Source organism: Mycobacterium nebraskense (assembly GCF_002102255.1).
In the GTDB taxonomy this organism is placed as follows: Bacteria; Actinomycetota; Actinomycetes; order Mycobacteriales; family Mycobacteriaceae; genus Mycobacterium; species Mycobacterium nebraskense.
Genome location: NZ_LQPH01000099.1, coordinates 51,709 through 72,158 on the forward strand (window position 1 = coordinate 51,709; position 20,450 = coordinate 72,158).

The 20,450-nt window shown below is 63.7% G+C and carries 17 protein-coding genes and 1 pseudogene; 13 read left to right on the plus strand and 5 right to left on the minus strand.

Annotated elements, in window-relative coordinates; genetic code table 11:
* The first annotated feature begins 298 nt into the window (after window positions 1-298).
* The 5 genes from AWC17_RS10485 to AWC17_RS32635 all read left to right on the plus strand — a co-directional run bounded on the left by AWC17_RS10485 (window position 299) and on the right by AWC17_RS32635 (window position 4,213).
* On the plus strand, window positions 299-733 hold the full coding sequence (locus AWC17_RS10485; protein ID WP_052742702.1) for an STAS domain-containing protein: 435 nt from the start codon (window positions 299-301) through the stop codon (window positions 731-733).
* 151 nt (window positions 734-884) lie between these two features.
* Complete coding sequence (locus AWC17_RS10490; RefSeq protein ID WP_046182089.1) at window positions 885-2,441, plus strand: succinic semialdehyde dehydrogenase; 1,557 nt, start codon at window positions 885-887, stop codon at window positions 2,439-2,441.
* Window positions 2,442-2,558: 117 nt separating this feature from the next.
* Window positions 2,559-3,137 (plus strand): cyclic nucleotide-binding domain-containing protein, encoded by a 579-nt coding sequence (locus tag AWC17_RS10495; RefSeq protein ID WP_046182088.1) that lies wholly within the window; start codon window positions 2,559-2,561, stop codon window positions 3,135-3,137.
* A 156-nt stretch (window positions 3,138-3,293) separates the two neighbouring features.
* Window positions 3,294-3,725 (plus strand): DUF4383 domain-containing protein, encoded by a 432-nt coding sequence (locus AWC17_RS10500; RefSeq protein ID WP_046182087.1) that lies wholly within the window; start codon window positions 3,294-3,296, stop codon window positions 3,723-3,725.
* A 221-nt stretch (window positions 3,726-3,946) separates the two neighbouring features.
* On the plus strand, window positions 3,947-4,213 hold the full coding sequence (locus AWC17_RS32635; RefSeq protein WP_264055949.1) for a DUF4189 domain-containing protein: 267 nt from the start codon (window positions 3,947-3,949) through the stop codon (window positions 4,211-4,213).
* Window positions 4,214-4,289: 76 nt separating this feature from the next.
* On the opposite strand, the gene AWC17_RS10510 is transcribed toward AWC17_RS32635, so the two are convergent.
* Entirely contained in the window at window positions 4,290-5,066 is a 777-nt protein-coding gene (locus AWC17_RS10510; protein ID WP_046182085.1) for a cutinase family protein, read from the minus strand.
* A 242-nt stretch (window positions 5,067-5,308) separates the two neighbouring features.
* On the opposite strand from AWC17_RS10510, the gene AWC17_RS10515 reads away from it, so the two are divergent.
* Window positions 5,309-5,989 (plus strand): DUF2510 domain-containing protein, encoded by a 681-nt coding sequence (locus tag AWC17_RS10515; RefSeq protein WP_085164604.1) that lies wholly within the window; start codon window positions 5,309-5,311, stop codon window positions 5,987-5,989.
* 56 nt (window positions 5,990-6,045) lie between these two features.
* Window positions 6,046-6,204: a hypothetical protein gene (locus tag AWC17_RS32640; protein WP_167385565.1), complete on the plus strand. Its 159-nt coding sequence runs from the start codon at window positions 6,046-6,048 to the stop codon at window positions 6,202-6,204.
* Window positions 6,205-6,244: 40 nt separating this feature from the next.
* Here AWC17_RS32640 and AWC17_RS10520 read toward each other — a convergent pair whose 3' ends face one another.
* The gene (locus tag AWC17_RS10520) at window positions 6,245-7,147 is read right to left on the minus strand and encodes an alpha/beta fold hydrolase (protein WP_046182108.1); all 903 of its coding nucleotides are present in this window, start codon (window positions 7,145-7,147) and stop codon (window positions 6,245-6,247) included.
* Between the two features lie 348 nt (window positions 7,148-7,495).
* On the opposite strand from AWC17_RS10520, the gene AWC17_RS10525 reads away from it, so the two are divergent.
* The 5 genes from AWC17_RS10525 (at window position 7,496) to AWC17_RS10545 (ending at window position 17,658) form a co-directional block, all read left to right on the plus strand.
* Entirely contained in the window at window positions 7,496-7,921 is a 426-nt protein-coding gene (locus AWC17_RS10525) for a DUF4189 domain-containing protein (RefSeq protein WP_082122836.1), read from the plus strand.
* 587 nt (window positions 7,922-8,508) lie between these two features.
* Window positions 8,509-10,905: a phosphoenolpyruvate synthase gene (gene ppsA, locus AWC17_RS10530; protein ID WP_046182083.1), complete on the plus strand. Its 2,397-nt coding sequence runs from the start codon at window positions 8,509-8,511 to the stop codon at window positions 10,903-10,905.
* A 58-nt stretch (window positions 10,906-10,963) separates the two neighbouring features.
* Window positions 10,964-14,668: a trehalose-phosphatase gene (otsB, locus tag AWC17_RS10535; RefSeq protein WP_046182082.1), complete on the plus strand. Its 3,705-nt coding sequence runs from the start codon at window positions 10,964-10,966 to the stop codon at window positions 14,666-14,668.
* Window positions 14,669-16,097: 1,429 nt separating this feature from the next.
* On the plus strand, window positions 16,098-16,427 hold the full coding sequence (locus tag AWC17_RS33995; protein WP_046182107.1) for a hypothetical protein: 330 nt from the start codon (window positions 16,098-16,100) through the stop codon (window positions 16,425-16,427).
* Window positions 16,428-16,641: 214 nt separating this feature from the next.
* On the plus strand, window positions 16,642-17,658 hold the full coding sequence (locus AWC17_RS10545; protein ID WP_197083341.1) for an ABC transporter substrate-binding protein: 1,017 nt from the start codon (window positions 16,642-16,644) through the stop codon (window positions 17,656-17,658).
* A 93-nt stretch (window positions 17,659-17,751) separates the two neighbouring features.
* Here the strand turns inward: AWC17_RS10545 and AWC17_RS34000 are convergent, their stop codons facing one another.
* The gene (locus AWC17_RS34000) at window positions 17,752-17,970 is read right to left on the minus strand and encodes a hypothetical protein (protein ID WP_341865664.1); all 219 of its coding nucleotides are present in this window, start codon (window positions 17,968-17,970) and stop codon (window positions 17,752-17,754) included.
* Between the two features lie 308 nt (window positions 17,971-18,278).
* On the opposite strand from AWC17_RS34000, the gene AWC17_RS10555 reads away from it, so the two are divergent.
* Window positions 18,279-19,121 carry a mycofactocin-coupled SDR family oxidoreductase gene (locus AWC17_RS10555; RefSeq protein ID WP_046182081.1) on the plus strand — a complete coding sequence of 281 codons (843 nt, stop codon included), beginning with the start codon at window positions 18,279-18,281 and terminating at the stop codon, window positions 19,119-19,121.
* Window positions 19,122-19,132: 11 nt separating this feature from the next.
* Here the strand turns inward: AWC17_RS10555 and AWC17_RS10560 are convergent.
* Window positions 19,133-19,297, minus strand: a pseudogene (locus AWC17_RS10560) (SDR family oxidoreductase); the annotation flags it as partial.
* Between the two features lie 556 nt (window positions 19,298-19,853).
* Window positions 19,854-20,150, minus strand: a complete 297-nt coding sequence (locus AWC17_RS10565; protein WP_231588343.1) for a hypothetical protein — start codon at window positions 20,148-20,150, stop codon at window positions 19,854-19,856.
* Between the last annotated feature and the right edge of the window lie 300 nt (window positions 20,151-20,450).

The window sequence follows — 20,450 nt, forward strand, 5'->3', positions numbered from 1 at the left end:
TACCGTTTCTTCGAGAGCAGTTGTCCTGCAATGACTTTCAAACGATCGACTTCCGATGCCGAGTCAGATCCCTGCACATCACTCGAATCGGTGCGAGCGGTCGCTGTTCACGTCACCGAAAGTAAGCTATCCTTGCATCAGGGTTGAGTCCCCAGCCTGTGGACACGCCGGATAGTGCATCAAACAATTTCTTTCTTAGCATTTATCACGGATCTTGAAGATTGGCATCGCCATCTATTCGATTCGGTCGTCGCGTATCACATTCGCTTTACACCCACGATCGAATCGAGATCACCTGATGATCGCTCCTATCTCTGCCAATACCGCTTCCTACGCCTTCACGCCCAACGGCTCCGTCGTCGATTGCAGCGGCGCGCAACTACGCGCATATTGCCGAGACCAAGTGACCGTTGTGCAGGTCACCGGTGACATCGACGCTACTAACATCGGCCGCTTCTACGATTACGCCAACCGGTTCGTCGGAGAGGCTCCTGCGCTGATCCTCGACCTCAGTGGGGTGGATTTCCTTTGCGCTAGCGGTGTTTCCGTCCTTATCACGCTCGATAACGACTGCAGCGCCGCGGGAACTCGCTGGGCCATTGTTGGCAGCCGATGTGTCCGACGCCTGCTGCACCTAGGTGATCCTGGCGACACGCTGCCCACGGCAAGCTCGGAGCGCCAAGCATTCAACACCATCGCTGCACAAGGCCAGGCGAGTCAGGCGGCGTCGTAGCCCCTCGTCGGACCGCGTGCGCACCTAGAGGGTCCTCGCCTCCGGGCGGGATGCACGCACCACGTGGACGTCGCGGCCACCAAGGGGCCTGGCATTGCAACCCCATATTCTGGTGTCCTGGAGGTCTGTGCTTCTTGCGAGAGGGAACGACATGCCTGCACCGTCAACCGAGGTCTTCGACCGCCTGCGCCAGCTCGCCGCGATAAAAGACGCCACCGCACGCCAGACCAAGACGATCGACGAGGTCTTCACCGGCAAGCCGCTGACCACGATCCCGATCGGCACGGCCGAAGACGTCGAAGCGGCATTCGCCGGAGCGCGCGCCGCGCAGATCGACTGGGCGAACCGTCCGGTCGCCGAGCGCATCGACGTCATCAGCCGCTACCGCGACCTGGTCGTCGAGAACCGCGGGTTCCTGATGGATCTCCTGCAGGCCGAGGCCGGCAAGGCCCGCTGGGCGGCGCAGGAGGAAATCGTCGACCTGATGGCTAACGCGAATTACTACGTGCGCGTTTCAGCGGACCTGCTGAAGCCTCGCACGGTGCAGGCGTTGCTTCCGGGGATCGGTAAGACCACGGTTTGTTACCAGCCCAAGGGCGTGGTCGGGGTGATTTCGCCGTGGAACTACCCCATGACGCTGACGGCGTCCGACTCGGTGCCGGCGCTCCTGGCGGGTAACGCGGTGGTGCTCAAGCCGGACAGCCAGACCCCGTATTGCGCGCTGGCATGCGCCGAGCTGCTCTATCAGGCCGGGCTGCCGCGGGCGCTCTACGCGATCGTGCCGGGTCCGGGCTCGGTGGTCGGTACCGCAATCATCGACAACTGCGACTACCTGATGTTCACCGGCTCGACCGCCACCGGCAGGCAGCTCGCGGAGCACGCGGGCCGTCGGCTGATCGGCTTCTCGGCCGAACTCGGGGGCAAGAACGCGATGATCGTCACGCGGGGAGCCAACCTCGACAAGGCCGCCAAGGCGGCCACCCGCGCGTGCTTCTCCAACGCGGGCCAGCTCTGCATCTCCATCGAGCGGATTTACGTCGAGAAGGACATCGCCGACGATTTCATCGGCAAGTTCGGTGCCGCGGTGCGGAATATGCGGCTGGGCACCGCGTATGACTTCTCGGTCGACATGGGCAGCCTGATCTCGGCGGGCCAGCTGGACACGGTGACGGACCACGTGGACGACGCGAAAGCCAAGGGCGCCAAGGTGATTACGGGCGGCAAGGCGCGGCCCGACATCGGGCCGCTGTTTTACGAGCCGACGGTGCTGACCGATGTCGCGCCGGAGATGGAGTGCGCGGCCAACGAGACGTTCGGTCCGGTCGTCTCGATCTACCCCGTCGCCGACGTGAATGAAGCCGTCGAAAAGGCCAACGACACCGAGTACGGGCTCAACGCCAGCGTGTGGGCCGGCTCCTCCGCGGAGGGCGAGCAGATCGCCGCCCGGTTGCGGTCCGGGACCGTAAACGTCAACGAGGGTTATGCGTTCGCCTGGGGCAGCCTGAGCGCGCCGATGGGCGGGATGGGCCAGTCCGGCGTCGGCCGCCGGCACGGTCCCGAGGGCCTGCTGAAGTACACCGAGTCCCAGACGATCGCGACCGCACGCGTGTTCAATCTCGATCCGCCCCTTGGCATTCCGAGCACTCTGTGGCAGAAGTCGCTACTGCCCATCGTGCGGACGGTGATGAAGCTTCCCGGCCGGAACTGACTTCGACGTTTTCCGGCGGGCCGGGTTTAGATTTACGTCGCGATCTTCTGCCATTTGTATCGCAAATTCGCGTTACGCTCGTCGTTGTAGCGTCACATCGCACGTCAGGAGCTCGCTATGAAGGCCGACGCGAAGCAATATGAGGAAGACGCCCGTCGGTTACGCCAGTACGCCACCTTCGATAAATTCTCGGATGCTGAACTGCAGCGTCTCGCCCAAGCAGCTCATCGCACTTCGACGTCGGCCCCATTACCGCTGATTCATGAGCAGACGCCATCGGACTCCTGCTACATCCTGCTCAGCGGGGAGGTGGGCGTGTACGTCGGCCGGGACCGCATCGCCGTGCTGGGGCCGGGCGAGGTGATCGGCGAATCGGCGCTCCACCGTGGGAGACTGCGTTCTGCGACCGTAACGACGATCGGGCCGGCCGAGGTATTGCGTATCGAACGCGATGATCTCGCTAGAGTGCTCGACGAGATACCGGCACTTCGCGAAATCATTGACGCGTCAGTCGCGCGACACGTGCCTGTAGACCTGCCGCCGAAGCCAAAACCACCGCGCACCAAGTTGGGCGCCTCAGTCCGCACCGAGTTGGTCGAGCGGTTTGAGCAGGCCGCCGACAGCACCGGTGTGGACGTCGCGACCGCGCTCGAAGACGCTATTACTCAGTGGATCGAACGGAACAGCACAGCGTAGCCACTGCGGCCCAGCCGTTTCGAATAACAGGTGCCGGCGTTGCCGCGCTCCCCCGACTTGGTTCTGGGATGGTGTGGATGACTCACCGTTCTCGTTGCCAGGCTCTACTACCGAGCGTAGTATTCGGGCTACCCACCGTGCACAAGGAGGTGCAACGTGAGGTGGAGTTTCGCCCAGATCGGGCTGCTGATCATCTGCGCTTTTCATGTCATTCAGGCTGTGATCGGCCTCATCGTCAACCCGAGCTTCGCGACCGGGCCCACCGCGCCGACCGTGCAACTGCTGGGAATGGATTACAACGGCTGGCACGCCATAGCCGGTCTCGCCTTATTCGCCCCGGGCCTGGTGTTCGCGCTGCGCAAGTCCTGGGCCGTGCTGTATCTTCTGGTCGCCGCGATAGCCGGTGCGCTGCCAGGCATTTGGGCCTTTTTCTCGCACCAGGTCGCCTTCGTGTTCACCTTTCCCAACAACGTCACCGACGCGGTCGTGCACTTGGTGACCGCCGCAGTGATGGTGGCGGTGGCGGCGGTGCAGATCCGGTTGGACGGTGGGCTGAGGAACTCGCTCGCCGATCTCCGGAAAGCGTAGTAACCCAAACGGCTTGCAGCAGCCAAGGATTTCTTGAGGATTTCGCAAGCGGCTCAGCCGATGGTGAGTTGGTCCACGGAAAACAACTCACGAGGTTCCGCAATGATCAGCCATCGTCTGTCCGCCTTGATCGCCTCGGCCGGCGCCGGCGCCGCCCTCTTCGGCGCCGCGGCCGCGATGTCACCCGCTGCGCAGGCGGCGGCACCCGACCGTTACGCCTGATTGCCTACTCCCCCGTGACCGGCTGGACGGGTTGGGAGAACAACGGCACCACCATGGAGGAGGCCACGCACATCGCGCTGGGCAACTGCCAGGTACACGGCGCCGGATGTACCGTCGCGGCGTGGGCTCGAAACGCTTGCGTCGCTTTGGCTCTCGGATCCGGTCGGTGGGGCGCCCACTGGGGCCCGACCCCGGCGGCCGCTCAAAACGCGGCGCTGGCCATGGTCTCAGCCGGCCGCGTCGTCGAGTTGCATTGCACCGGGTAGTGACGAGTCACCCGCGCCTGGCTAACGGCCGCCACCAGGCGGACGCCAGACGGGCGAAACCGCTGCCGAGCTGGGATTAACCGGCAGAACCTCCGTTTGGAGACGGCGACCCCACGGCGGTCGTCGGCGCGCCAGGACCCGCACCCGCCGGCACGCCGGGACCGCCACCAAGACGACTGGCCGCAAACGCCGCACCCTGGTCAATGATTGCCGTGTTGCTCGAGTACGTGTCATGGGCGACGAAATTCATCCCGTCGGAGCAGATCGGGTCCCCGGCGGCGCATACCTGAATGGTCTTGGCCTGATAGAGCGGACCGATGACGACCGGCGGCTCGCCGAAGAAGTTCATCGCCTTGTCGCTTGGCAATGCGAAGAGCACGACCGAGGAGACGTGGTTGACCACCTCGGGATCCATCGGTTTGGGTACGCTCGCCGGATCGATCCCAGCCGGTACGGCGGCCGAGGTGACGAAGCCCATCACGGCCGCGCCTTGGGAATAGCCGCCGAGCACCATCTTGGTGTTGGGGCAGTCGTGCGCCATCGAAACGACATGCGCGCCCGCGTCACGAACGCCTTCCTCACCCGCGTTCGTCCAGTCGTGGGTAGCGGGATAGTTGACCGGATATACGTCGAGCGAATTTGCGCCAACGCGCGGGCGCAGGGAGTCGATGAATGCCTGTCCGGTCGGGCCGAGACCAGGCGGGTCATCGGTGCCGCGGGCGAACACCACCTGGACATCCGGGCACGGATCGGCGGAGGCAAACGGGATTGCAGAAGCGAGGACCGAAGCGCTAACGCCCGACACCGCGACTACCGCGGGAGCAAGGAAACCGGGGATGTGACGTGCGGTCATGGCGCAGATGTGCCCAACACATGCGATTTTCAAACCACGACTTTTCATGCGCTGACCGCCATGGAACAGCACCGCCAGATGGTGGGCCGACTACGACGCGACCGGACTGCGCGCCGGAACCCGCCGAGCCGGAGCGCGAGGACTGAAAAAGTAGGAGCATGACGGCTCACGAAACGGGATCCGTTTCAAGCGGCCATCGCCGCGGGTAGCCGGGATGTCTTCGTCGCGACGAAAATGGATTGATGGCATCTGAGCAGCCGCCACCCCCGCCTAAATCGGCGCCGGGCTGGTACCCCGATCCCGCAGGGGTAGGCCACGGGCTGCAACGGTACTTCGACGGCACCAGGTGGGCCAGTGAGTGGGCGTTCTGCACAGAACCGCAGAAGAAGGGCGCCCCCGGAAAGCCGGCCCTGGCCCTCGCGGCGCTGGGCGCGCTCGTTCTCCTCGTCATCGTCGGCAAAAGCTGGGTTTTCGATCCAAAGAAGGACAGCCAATCGATCCCACCGAGCAGTTCGGTCACGGCCGGACCACCGACACCGACCGAGACGGCGCCGTCCGCACCGGCTGGCCCCAAGAAGCCGGACGGAGTCACCTTCACCGTCGCTCCAGGCCCGAACGGCGACGTGGTCGCCCGATTCGCCATTCGTGACAACTACACCGAGCAGATGATCAAGGACGGTGCCCGGTTGGACACCATCGACATTCTCAGGTACGCAACGGCGACCTATCCTGACGCGTCCGCGGTGAACGTGCAGGGCACCTTCCCGATGACCGACCCGTACGGCAACACTGCGACTCACGTCGCCATCGACCTCACGTATTCGCGAGCGACGTTGAACAAGATCAACTTTGATGGCATCAGCAAAGCCAGCATCTGGGAGATTCGCGATTCCGGCACTGTTCTTCCGGCCTTTCAGCCATAGGCCCGGCCGCGCTGCCGGTCCGGAACTTTCCGCTCCAGAGCTGAGATAATCGCCTCATGCCCACCGAACCCCCACACCCACCACCGGCCGCGCCGAAATCGCCGCGGGTGCGCATCACGCCCGAGGACTTGGAGAGGTTCGGTGACGAGGAGCAGATGCGAGCGGCGTCGGACGAGGGCCGGCTCCGCGACGAGCAACCGCCGCATCACGGCTAGCCAGCCGCGCTGATCCCACCGCTTTCCAGCTGCCAGTAATTCAGCCGGCGGCGATGCGGTCGATGTGGGCGAGAAAGTGGGTCAACACCGCGTCGGGCGCCTCGATTTGTGGCCAGTGTCCGATGTCGTCGGCGAGCATCACCACATTCGGTTCGGGTATCACCTCGGCATAGCGGCGCGCCATGTGGGCACCGGAGTTGGGGTCGACCGGCCCGTCGATCAGTCGCATCGGCACCGCGGTCTGCCGCATGGCACGCACCCACCGGTTTCGGTGCGTGTAGCGATCGTTGATGAAGCGGCCGACCTTGTGCAGCACCCGGCGGCCATCGTTGTAGTCCAGGATCTGATTGAACACATCCATCATGCGCCGGGTCGGCTTGGTGTTCGGGCCGAACATCTCGCGCAGCGTCGGCTCCAGCAGCCGGCGGGATACCGGACTGCCCTGCACATGACTAAAGAGGTCGCCCAATGGGGTGCCAGACATCAGCTTCTGCGCCGTTCTGGGCTTGTATGCCTCGATGAACATTCCTCCGTTGAGCCAGGTGATCGAGTCGAGGCGCAGCGCGCCGTAGGTTTGCTGACCAAACTCATGACGGGCCAACATTTCCTGGCCCACGGAGTCGCCGATGTCGTGGGCCAGGATGTGCGCGTTGCGGATGTTCAGGTGCGCCAGCAGCGCTTCGTGCATGTCGGCGTGGTCGTTTACCGAGTATTCGTAGGCAACGGGTTTCGCGGAGAATCCCATGCCGATCATGTCCGGTGCGATGACGGTGAACCGTTGCGATAGTTGTGGCCAGATCGGCGCCCAGTCGTAGGAATTGAACGGATAACCGTGGATTAGCAGCAGCGGAGGCCCGTTGCCCTTCATGCGGTAGAAGATGTCGAAGCCGAGGTAGTCGAAGTACTCCCCGGAGGCCAGCCAGCGTCCTAGTTCAGCGTCCATGGCGGTCATCATCCTTTCGCCCGTGAGGGCGTCGTCCGACCCCCCGGGCGCAAGCTACTCGTTCGTTGGGGGGAACGCGCCGACGCGGCCGAACCGACCGATGATTGTCACGCAGGCCGCGGGCCAACACTGTGAAGATTTGCTACGCGCGGGTCAAGGCTTTGTTAAGAACGGGGCCCATCCCCCGTCGAGCGAGCACTGTGAGAGCACGACGCTCCGAACGTGGCGTCGCTGGGAGTTGGCATAAGCGGTGATGTCCGAGTCTGGGTCGGCGTGTTACAGGTGCCAACCAGCAAATTTGCCCTGCTCAGGGTCATTTGCGCCCGAACACGGTGTGAAAGGAATTATATGTTCAAGCCTATTGCGTCCGCAGTGATTTTTGCTGTCTGTGCTGTCGGACTGGCGGCACCTGCACAAGCCCAGGGCGGCTACATCGTGATCGCGGGGTCGGATTCCACCCACGCTGTCGAAGTCACGGTTGGCGGCAGCCTTGCCAGTCTGAGTGATGTCGAGGCGTATGCGATGAGTCATTGCGCCGAGCGGCATGGCGCAACCGACTGCCGCGTTCTTGCCGAGGGTCGGGGTGGCTGTGTCGCCTTGTCGGATAATGGTCACAGCTTCGTCGGGGGCTGGGGCGCAACCCGCAGTGCTGCCGGTGCCGCGGCAGTAGCCAAGGTAGGGTCAGCGCGGGCAAACGTGGACGGCGCTCGCTGCGTCAGCGATCCGGATCTGATCTCCTCTGCCGGGAATTTCTCGTTTGTGGCCACGCAGTAGCCATGCGCGCATCGGTCAGCTTCTCGATGACGGGACGCATGCCACGGTCCATGAGATCGACCGCTTGTAGAGACGAGAAATCCTCCGCTGCTGTACTTCTCGAACACGCCCGTAGTACCACTGCACGACCCTGCCGGCTCTTCTTCGCAGTTCAAGACCGGAGCCTCGTACTCAACGCTGGTCCGGCCGAAGGGATTGGGCGATCCTGCTGCCGCGGTGGGCTGGTGACCATGCATCCGCCGTTGCTGACGCCACCTCCCGTCGGGATGTAACCCATCCGGGTGACCTTCGGCCCTGGCTCCGTGCGTGGCCCTGTGAGAGGTTGGCATTTGTGGCGCTGCTTCCCCCAGTACACGCGTCTACCGGAACGCGGGACCGTCCGGACGTGGAATTTATGCTCCCTAGGCCGGCGTGCGCGCGACGGTAACTACGGCCGCGACCCGACACGGAATTGGGGCCCAGATGAGCTGGCGGCGCGGGAATCGCTTCGAGGACAGGGTGTCGGGCAACGACACCGGGCAAGTTCGACGCTGCGTGACGTGCGAGTCGGGCTGCCGACTGCTCGACCCGCTACGAAAGGACAAATCATGAGTACATCCGGGTACGTCCGCTTTTTTGAGGAGTTCGGCATCGATGACGTGCCGCTCGTCGGCGGAAAGAACGCGTCGCTAGGCGAGATGTTCCAGAAGCTGTCCAGTCAGGGCGTCCGCATCCCGCACGGATTCGCCATCACCGCCCAGGCCTATCGCCACATGTTGGACGAGGCCGGCGCGTGGGACCGTCTGCATGCCGAGCTCGACGAGCTCGACCCCGCCGACGTCACCGCGCTGGCGCGTAAAGCCAAGCGCGCTCGTGAAATCGTCTACGGCGCCGGGCTGCCCGACGATCTGGCCACCGAAATTCTGGATGCCTACCGCAAGCTTCAGGAGGAGTACGGCGAGGAAGTAAGTCTCGCTGTGCGGAGCTCGGCGACCGCCGAGGACCTGCCGACGGCGAGCTTCGCCGGCCAACAGGATTCGTATCTCAACATCAAGGGTGAAGAGAGTCTGCTCGACACGTGCCGCCGCTGTTTCGCCAGCCTGTTCACCGATCGCGCCATTCATTACCGGATCGACCAGGGCTTCGACCATTTCAAGGTCTCTCTGTCGATCGGCGTGATGAAAATGGTGCGCTCCGATATCTCTTCGTCGGGGGTGATGTTCTCCATCGACACCGAGTCGGGCTTTCGCGACGCCGTGTTCGTGACGGGCGCTTACGGCCTGGGCGAGAATGTGGTTCAGGGCGCCGTCGACCCGGACGAGTTCTACGTCCACAAGCCGACCTATCTGGCCGGCCACCGCGCCGTGTTGCGCCGCCTCATCGGCGACAAGGCGGTGAAGATGATCCTCGTCGAAGGCGAGACAAAGAACACGACGCGAAACATCCCCACACCCAAGGCCGACCGTGCTCGGTTCTGCCTCACCGACGAAGACGTCCTGGAGCTGGCCGGCTACGCGTGCACCATCGAGGCGCACTACGGGCGGCCGATGGACATGGAGTGGGCCAAGGACGGTCTGGACGGAAAGCTCTACATCGTCCAGGCCCGCCCCGAGACGGTGGCCTCCCAGCACAGCGCAACGGCGCTGGAAACCTATGTGCTCGAAGGCCGAGCCGAGATACTCGCCGAGGGCCGCTCAGTCGGCGAGATGATCGCCTCGGGCGTGGCGAGAAGGATCGAGAACCCCAAGCACCTGTCCGAGTTCAAGCCCGGCGAAGTACTGGTCGCCGACACCACCACGCCCGACTGGGAGCCGGTCATGAAGACCGCCGCGGCAATCGTCACCAACCGCGGCGGTCGCACCTGCCACGCGTCGATCATCGCCCGCGAACTCGGCATCCCCGCCGTAGTCGGCACCGGCGACGCGACCACCTGCGTGCCCGATGGCGAAGTGGTGACGGTGTCGTGCGCCGAGGGCGACACAGGCCGGGTATACCGGGGCGAAGTGGGTTTCCATGTGGACCGCACCGAGGTGGCGAATCTGGCGCGGCCGCGCACCCAGATCATGATCAACCTCGGGAACCCCGACCTCGCATTCAAGACTTCGTTTCTGCCGAACGACGGCGTGGGACTCGCTCGGATGGAGTTCATCATCGGCGAGTACATCCGGGTCCACCCGCTTGCCCTGCTGCACCCCGAGAAGGTCGACGACCCTGAGGCGCGCCGGACGATCGATCGGCTGACGCAGGCCTATCCCGACGGCAGCGCCTACTTCGTGGAACGCCTTTCCGAAGGGATCGGCACCATCGCCGCCGCCTTCTGGCCCAAGCCCGTCGTGGTGCGGATGTCGGACTTCAAGACCAACGAGTACGCCAGCCTGATCGGTGGAGCAGCCTTCGAGCCGGCCGAAAGCAACCCGATGCTCGGTTTCCGAGGCGCCTCGCGCTACGCGCATCCCGCCTACGCCGAGGGCTTCGCGCTAGAGTGCCGCGCGATGAGGCGCGTGCGCGAACAGATGGGCCTGACGAACGTCATTCTCATGCTTCCGTTCGTGCGCCGGATCGCCGAAGCAGACCTCGTCCTGCAGACGATGGCCGACCTCGGTCTGCGGCGCGGCGAGAACGGTCTGAAGGTGTACGCGATGTGCGAGATCCCGAACAACGTGATCCTGATCGACGAATTCGCCAAGCGCTTCGACGGCTTCTCCATAGGCTCCAACGACCTGACTCAGCTCACTCTCGGCGTCGATCGTGACAGCGAGATCGTCGCGTTCGACTACGACGAACGCGACCAGGGTGTCAAGGAAATGATCCGCCTGGCAGTGGAGGGCTGCCGCCGCAACAAAATCCACTCGGGACTGTGTGGACAGGCGCCTTCGGATTACCCGGACATGGCCGAGTTCTTGGTCCGGGTCGGCATCGAGTCGATGAGCCTCAATCCCGACACGGTGATCAAGACCACCCGCCAGATCCTGCAGGTGGAGCAACAGTTCGCGCCGTCACGATGAACAGCAATACGTTCCATCGCCCCCGAGCCGTCACAGCGGTTTGAGCAGGGTCCTTGCCATGAAGTTGCCGGTTACCATCGACCCGCGGTACCACGACGCGGTGATCTTCGACCTCGACCGCGTGCTCACCGACACAGCCTGCAGTGACGCCGCGGCGTTCGCACCGCTGTTGGAACCGGCGGTGACGCTGGCGCGAAAGTTGCAGGGCGGCGGCGTCGCAACGGCGGCCTGCTCATCGAGCAGTCACTGTCAGCAGATCTTGGAAACCACCGGGGTTGATCACCTGTTCGATGTCTGCATCGGCGGCATGGTCGCCGCCGGGCTCGGGTTTGCAGGCAAGGGCTACTCCGCTGTCCTGCTGGAGGCCACCCGCCGACTTGGTGTGCGTCCGCAACGCTCGGTCGTCGTCGAAGACGCCGCTGCGGGTGTGACCGCAGGTCGCGACGGCGGATTCGCACTCGTCATCGGTGTCGACCGGAACGGCCACACCGACGAACTATTGCAGTGCGGTGCCGACGTCGTGGTCGCTGAGCTGGCCGACATCGCGGTTCGCACCGGTGACAAGCGCATCTCGGAAATCCCGAACGCGCTGGAGTCCTACGGTCAGTTGATCGGCATCACCAGCGCCCGAGAGTCGGTGTTGTTCCTGGACTACGACGGAACGTTGTCCCCCATCGTTGCCGATCCCGGTGCGGCCACGCTCGTCGACGGCGCCGCCGAGGCGTTGGAACTCGTGGCGGCGGTGTGCCCCGTGGCGGTCCTGAGCGGTCGCGACCTTGCCGATATCCGCACCCGGGTTGACACACCCGGGCTCTGGTACGCCGGCAGCCACGGGTTTGAGCTGACGGGACCGGACGGCACCTATCACCAGAATGAAGCGGCCGCCGCCTTTGTGCCTGTCCTCGAGCAAGCGGCCGCCGAGTTGCGCGACTGCCTGGCGCAGATTCCAGGAGTACGGGTGGAGCACAAGCGCTTCGCCGTCGCGGTTCACTACCGCGAGGTCGCACCGGAGTACATCGGCGAGATCGTCTCTGCCACACACACACTCGCACAGCGAGACGGCTTGCGTGTGACGAACGGACGCATGGTCGTCGAGCTGCGGCCTGACATCGACTGGGACAAAGGGACCACCCTGGCCTGGATTCGTGATCGCATCGACGCTGCGGGCTCCCTACTGCCGATATACATCGGCGACGACCTCACCGACGAAGACGCGTTCGACGCCGTTCAGTTCGACGGCATCGGGATTGTTGTGCGGCACGACGAGGATGGCGACCGCAGGACGGCCGCGCGTTTCACCCTGCAGAGTCCCGATCAGGTGCGGCAATTCCTCCAGCGGGGGTCAGGGTGGCTTGCCTACAAGCACCAGATGGCTTCCGAGGCTTGGGATTTCACCTTCGAGGGATATGACCCGCAGAACGAGAAGCTTCGTGAGTCGTTGTGCACGGTCGGAAATGGCTACTTCGCAACCCGTGGCGCTGCGCCGGAATCGAAGGCCGGCCAGGTTCACTACCCGGGCACCTATGCCGCCGGGGTCTACAACCGTCTGGTCGACGACGTATCGGGTACCGCTATCGACAACGAGAGCTTGGTGAACCTGCCCAACTGGCTTGCCCTGACGTTCCGGGTCGACGGCGGCAGCTGGTTCGACATCGATGGGGTCACGGTGCTGTCCTACCGGCAGAACCTCGACCTTCGCGGCGCGGTACTGACGAGGGAGGTGCGCTTCCGTGACGATGCAGGACGCACCAGTTCGCTGACACAGCAACGATTCGTCGCGATGCACTTGCCCCACGTTGGTGCCCTTCAGACGACGATTGTCGCCGAGGATTGGTCCGGGACAATCGAGTTTCGCTCGACGCTGGACGGCAATGTCACGAACTCGCTGGTCGAGCGCTACCGGGACTTGGCCAACGATCATCTTGGGCTAGTGGAAAAGCGGGAGATCTCTCGCAACTCCGTCCTGCTGACAGTTCAGACGACTCAATCGCGCGTTCCCATTGCCATGGCGGCGCGAAACATCGTGTGGCGTGACGGGACTCCCGTCCCGGCCATGTATCGCCTGGTCGACGAGGCAGCCGAGATCGGTCACGATATCGCCATCGAAGTGTCAGTCGGTGACGCGTTGACGGTGGAGAAGATCGTCACCCTGTTCACCGGGCGCGATGTCGCGACGTCCGAACCCGCTGTCGATGCCGAGCGGTGGCTGAGCCGACTCGGCCGGTTCGCGGAGTTGCGCGACGGGCACCTGAATGACTGGGTACATCTGTGGGAGCGCCTGTCCATCGACTTCGAAGACTTCACAGACGAACTGCGCATCCTGCGACTGCATCTCCTGCATCTGCTGCAGACGGTTTCACTCAACAGTTCCGACCTCGATGTCGGGGTGCCGGCCCGCGGATTGCACGGTGAGGCCTATCGCGGGCACATCTTCTGGGACGAGCTGTTCATCTTCCCGGTACTCAACTTACGCCTGCCGATGATCACCCGATCGCTGCTTGGATACCGCTACCGGCGCCTGCCAGAGGCGCGTCACGCCGCCAAGGCGGCGGGCTACTCCGGTGCGATGTTCCCGTGGCAATCAGGCAGCGATGGACGCGAGGAAAGCCAACGGCTGCACCTCAATCCGCGCAGCGGTCGGTGGAATCCCGACTCGAGCGCTCTTGCGCACCACATCGGGATCGCCGTCGCCTATAGCGCGTGGAAGTTTTACCAAGTGACCGGGGATCTCGCCTACCTGATCGACTACGGCGCCGAGATGCTGGCGGAGATCGCGCGGTTCTTCGTAAGTAGGGCCACATACGACGAAACCCGCCATCGCTACAGCATCCGTGGCGTCATCGGGCCCGATGAATTCCATTCGGGCTACCCCGACGCGCCTTACGACGGCATCGACAACAACGCGTACACCAATGTGATGGCGGTCTGGGTGATCATGCGCGCCTTCGACGCCCTGAAGCTGCTACCGCTGCCGAACCGACTCGACCTACTGGAGACACTTGGACTGCTCAGTGCCGAACTGGCGCACTGGGATGAGGTGAGCCGACGGATGTACGTTCCCTTCCACGACGGCGTCATCAGCCAGTTCGAGGGATACGGCGATTTGGAGGAACTGGACTGGGACCGCTACCGCCGGCAGTACGACAACATCCAACGCCTTGACCGCATCCTCGAGGCGGAGGACGACGACGTGAACCGCTACAAGGCTTCCAAGCAGGCCGATGCGCTGATGCTGCTCTACCTGATGTCGGCAACGGAGTTGCATGAGCTACTCGACCGGCTCGGCTACCGCTTCATGCCCGACCAGGTCCCGAAAATGGTTGACTACTACATGGCCCGCACTTCGCACGGGTCGACGCTCAGTGGCGTGGTGCATACCTGGGTGCTTGCCCGGGCCAACCGCGATCGGGCAATGGAGTTCTTCCAAAATGCGCTCAAATCCGACGTCTCCGACATCCAGGGCGGCACGACGTCCGAAGGCATTCACCTGGCGGCCATGGTCGGCAGCGTCGACCTCATGCAACGATGCTTCACCGGGCTGGAGACCCGGTCTGACCGCATCATCCTCTCCCCGTACTGGCCGGAAACGCTTGGCGTGCTGGCATTACCGATCCACTACCGCGGTCTGCACCTGCACCTGCGGGTCAGCGGAAAGGGCGTGATCATCAGTGTGGATCCACGCGACGCTGCCGGAATCGAAGTGGAATGCCGTGGTCAAGTCGTTCAACTGATGCCCGGCACCGTCGTCCGATTTCCCGGCTGATCATTGCCGTTTGAGTGTTGCTTCGCGTCACCAGGCCGAGGAACCATCCACCGGTTCACGTCATTGCTCCCAACCCAACTGCATCTACCCGGATCCTTTGCGTCGGCCCGATCCGGACGGTCCCACGACGGGGGCGATGCGATCGACAATTCACGCGACGGCGAGCGAGGGAAAGAGCACAGAAGTGTCAGCATGCCCAGGCGTGGAGAACGGCCAGCGTGATCCGCTCCAAGTTTTACGACCTGTCCAGCATCTAATCCAATTTTTTAGGGACAGTGGGGGACCACGCGAGTCAAGAATTTCAAAGCGCCGACATCGACGAGGAACTTACGGTCAAAGCGAACTCCTCCTGGTCGAATCGGCGCCGACCGACATCTGCGGGTTCGATCCCAACAGCGCGAACATCAACCGTCTAAAAGATGGGTAATCCGCGAATCTTCCTGTCTCACAATCAATTCAACGCTCAATCTGCGACATCTATTTCTGAGACGCACATTTGAGACAGTCCGACATCGAGAAACGCCGATGTCAGTACGCCTTCGAACGGCGTCTCGTATGTCGTCTGATTTGAGACATCTGCAAGGGCGTCACCCCAATTCACGCGCAGCCGGCTTAGTCGACGCGGTCGACTGGGACGCGGTCGTCAGTGTCGGTGCTGGCGCCGAGGTTTGCTTTGGGTCGGCCCGCTAGACCGTGCTGAGGGTGGGGCAGTGAGCGGTGGGGGCGGCGCGCGCTGGACTCGACGGTGCGCAACGATGCGGTCGCCATCCAAGGGCACGATCACCCAGTCTGTGCAGTGTGCTTGCTTCGGCAAACAGACCGCTTACCGGCGCCGGGAGCGCGGCACACACGAGTCGGACGGCGCTCCTGACGAAAAGGAGCGCCGTCCGAAGCACCGACCACCTGGTTACCAAGCGTGCATAATGCGCGGTGAAATGTGGCCTCGGCGTCAGGAGACATTTCCCTGCCTGGCGCAAGCCCACCGCGCTGTGCCCAGTTGATGGGCCTTGCTTTGCGTGGGTGCCTAGCGCTCGTGCTGGGCGCCACAGCCGAGAGGAGGAATCTTCTCTTCCGGTCCGACCTTGGTCTGCCGTGGATCCGTACCTTAGGTCTACCCCGTTTACCCAGGTAAAGCAACAAAATGAGTTGGGCCGAGCGTTCAACGGGCACCTCGCCAACCATCAGCAATTCCTGTCCGCGCACATGTTCGGCCGGATCGACAGCATCGACGCCGATATCGTCCGACATCGACGAGCCGATCGAGGCGCGTCTGGCCCCTTTCATGTGGAAGACGATCCTGGACACCAGGGTCCTCATCGCCGAAGACCTTGGCGCAGCGCCGACACCCCTGGTGCTCGCGCAGGTGGAGTGCTACACCAGCACAAACCAACCCCGAAAATGGGTTGGTCCACCACCGAAAGAAAAACCCATGACCGACATGCCCGACGACCTGCCGTCGCCCGACGAGTTCCGGAGGAAGATGGCCCACGTCGACCGCGAGTTCGCTGATGCCCGCCGGTACCTGTCGGCGTTGTGCGCCGAAGACAATCAGGCGCTCGGTGCGCTGATGATGGAGATCCACCGCAGCGGACGCGCCATGAATGTCTTGGCAGCGACGGCGGTACTGGCCCTCGACTTCGCCCACCTGTCCGCGGACCGCCTCGGCGGCGATGTCCAGAGGTGGCTCGACGAGTCGGCGATGGCCCAGGACACCGCCGAGACCGAGCGGGACCAGACCGAACTCGGCGGCGAGGGATAACCTTCGGGGCTCTGCGGCTCAGGCCGGGATGCTGGCTGGGGCCGGCGCGCTTAGCGGGTGCAGTGGCCGAGGCCGACGGATCTGCCAGGGGTTAGGCGTGTCGGGATTGGTCATCGACAGCACCCCCGGCAGCGGTGTTGAACCGCAGTGGGATGCCACGATCGGTACTGCCCCGGAGGAGTGGGCGGTTGTTCGACACGCTTAAGTTGTGGGCGTGGCAGCTCGCGCCGTCCTGGTTACCCCACTGTCGGGGCCGCTGGCCAGATTCGGGAAAGCAGGGGCGAGCGCCCTCGCTCTCTGGGCCGAGCATTCCGCAGTAAGTCTGGAGGTGATCGACGCTTACCCCTCCGCGGCGTCCGCGATACGGGCTGCCGAGGCTAGCCGGCCCGACGTCGTATTCGGGCCCTACGGTTCGGGGCCGGCGCTGGCGGCCGCGGCCGCCAGCAAAGGGGTCATCTGGAACCACGGTGGCGCCACCGCCCGGCTGGCGCGGCCGGCGTATCCGGGTGTCGTCAACGTGGAGTCTCCCGCTTACCGCTATCTCGCCGCGGTGCTCGAAACCCTTGCCGCCGAAGGTCTTGGCGAGGGGTCGGAGGTGGTAATAATCCACGTCGACACCGGGTTCGGCCGCGAGGTGGCCGAAGGAGCGGCGGTGGCGGCCCGGCGACTCGGTCTCCTGCGGCGGTCGGTCACTTTTCGGCCAGCCCGGGCGAGAGACGTGCTGGCGCAGGTCCCGGCGGGCGATGTACTGCTATCGGCCGGTTCCTTCGACGATGACGTCGCCATCGCGCAGTGGGCCAGCGAACGCCGTTGGCGCGCGGTTGGATTGGTCGCCGCCGGAGTCGATGAGCTCCAGCACGCCATCGGTGATCGCGTTGAGGGACTTTACGGACCATGCCAGTGGTTCGACGACGGGACAGATGATCCCGCGGACGGACCCAATAGCGAGTGGTTCAGCCACTGTTACCGGGACGCGAACGGTACTGAGCCGCCCTATCCGGCTGCTGCGGCCTTCGCCGCGGGTGTCGTTTGGCGGCGCTGCGTGAAGGAGGCCGGAACTGTTGAATCGCTGCCAGTACGGGCCGCGTCACAACGACTCGACACCACCACCTTGTTCGGTCGGTTTCGTGTCGACCCGGTCACCGGCCTGCAAACCGGCCATCAGATTCGCGTCGTTCAGTGGCGAGGCAGACAGCGGGTGCTGGTTGATCGGCCGCTTCATCGGACGTGAGCGTATCGAGCGACGGTGACATCCACGCACGCCATCATGGGCCGAACAGAAAGATCACTGGCACATGACTGCGACACCGTGGCGAAGAAATAGCTACGCGGGCAGATCCACCCGCAGCGCCAGGTGCTCATCGAGTATCCGGCGCAGCGCGGCGTCCATCGGATGCGCGGATGCGAGGTCGCGGCCGAACCGGCTGTCGACCACGACCACCGCACCCTCATGCAGTTCGACGGTTTCGACCTGATCGACGAACGGATCGGGCAATGCGGGCGGCGTCGCCAGGTAATACAGCGCCCGGCGCGACTCGTTCAACCCGGTGGCATACATCAGTCCGTGTTGGGTGATGACGAAGAGTTACGAGGTGATCCTGGCGTTCGGGGTCTCGGCTTTGGCCCATGCCATTGCGGCGCAACGGGTCTGTGCCAATCTATCGGGGACGTCGTCAGTCAGCGTGAGTAACCTTTCGACGAGTGCTCCACCCATTCGCGGATATGTTCCTCGAGTGGGAGGTCGACCTCGGCAATGCTCACCTGTCGCCGACCTCGGCGGTGCGGGCTGGGAGGCAATGCCGGGCGTTCGTGTCATGAATCTGGTTGTATGAAGAGAGGATTGAGGTAATTATGACCGGGCGAGTCGAAGGCAAGGTCGCGTTCATCACCGGCGCGGCGCGCGGTCAGGGCCGCGCGCATGCGGTGCGATTGGCGCAAGAGGGTGCGGACATCATTGCCATCGACATCTGCAGGCCGATCGCAGGTTTCTTGATGCCGCCGTCTACGCCGGAGGATCTGGCCAAGACCGCGGATCTGGTCAAGGGCCACAACCGCCGCATTATCACCGCCGAAATTGACGTGCGTGACTACCAGGCCCTGAAAGCCGCAGTGGACAGCGCGGTGCAGCAGCTGGGCCGGCTGGACGTCATCGTGGCCAATGCCGGCATCAGCCACGCCGGCGACACGCTGGATAAAACCAGCGAACCAGACTGGCAGGACATGATCGATGTGAACCTGTCGGGCGTGTGGAAGACAGTGAAGGCCGGTGTGCCCCATATATTGGCGGGCGGCCGCGGGGGTTCGATCGTGCTGACGAGCTCGGTCAGCGGGTTGAAAGCCAATATCTTTCCCCATCTCGGTCATTACGTGGCCGCCAAACACGGTGTCGTGGGTCTCATGCGGACGTTCGCGGTCGAACTGGGTCAGCACATGATCCGTGTCAACTCGGTGCACCCCACGCACGTGAACACTCCGATGGTGATGAACGAGGGAGCCTACAAGATGGTCCGGCCCGACCTGGAGAATCCCGGACCCGACGACGTCGCCCCGTTTTTCCAGATGTCCCACACGCTGCCGATTCCGTGGGTGGAGCCCGAAGACATCAGCAATGCGGTGCTGTTCTTCGCGTCCGACGAATCCCGCTACATCACTGGTGTCACACTGCCGATCGATGCGGGCAGCTGCCTCAAGTAAGTGCGTTTCGGCTAGCCCGGGCCAAACTGGGGTTTCCCGGTCTGTGGATGCTGGTACCAGCCGCCCGCGGCCTGCGTTCCGCCGTCGACGTGGATCGTCTGCCCGGTGATGTAGCTCGACATGTCGGAGGCGAGAAATGCTGCGGCACTGGCGATCTCGTCGACATGCCCGGGACGCGCCCCATCGGGACAACATTGCCGATGTCGGAGCATAACCTTTCGGGGGTTAGCCGTATCAATCCTTGGCCTGCCGCTTGATGTGGGAAGTTTCTGCCATTATTGGCACCCACAAAAGTCGCTGCCAAGTTGATGTCGTTGCCAGCCAACGGGTTTCACCCCTCGACAACTTGTCGAAAGGAGGGCCGACGTCACACGACCTGGTCAGACCCATCAAGGCGGCTGTCGGCTACTGTGAGGCTGGGCTGATGGTTCTCGGCAGTGGCCGCGGCGAGGTTCCCTTCGGCTTCGAGGGCTCACAGGATTTCACAAGCAACGCAGTCGCACCTCGAACATCGGCGGATCGGGTCCGACCACTGGACACGTAATTTGAGACAAACTTCCGCGAGTCGCATATCTCGTCTAATTCGAGACACGACAAATCAGGGAGTGTTGGGGCCAGCCGCTCCCCGTCAACGGTCGCGGCAGTCACTCGCACGGACCCCAAGGGGGTCGGCAGCCATGGCAACAGCGCTTGTGCTGCACCAACCCCCGGCCACCGACACCAGTCTCTTGGTCAGGTACGGCCCCGAAGGTTATCCCTCGCCGCCGAGCTCGGTCTGGTCCCGCTCGGTCTCGGCGGTGTCCTGGGCCATCGCCGCCTCGTCGACCACTTCTGGACATCGCCGCGGAGGCGGTCCTCGGACAGGTGGGCGAAGTCGAGGGCGTGTACGGCCATCGCTGCCAAGACCTTCATGGCCAGTCTGCTGCGGTGGATCTCCACCATCAGCGCACCGAGCGCCTGATTGCCTTCGGCGGACAACGCCGACAGGTACCGGCGGGCATCCGCGAACTCGCGGTCGACGTGGGCCATCTTCCTCCGGAACTCGTCGGGCGACGGCTGGGGTTGGTTTGTGCTGGTGGTGTCCTTCTGGGCCTTTTGCTCGGCATGCGGAATTCGCCTGGCAGGACAAGTACGGGTCAGTGCCCGTCAGTCGGAGTCGAGCAGGTGGGCAAGCATCCGGAGCGTGTCAGGGGTGTCCGACCGTCGAGACCGCGACGAAGGACTCGGCCACACTCCGCAGAGCTGCGGCCACGGTCGTGTCCCTGCCGCGGTGTAAAAGAATCCGGACGTAGGTTCCCTCGAAGACCGGCAAGTCTGATGGAAGGAGCA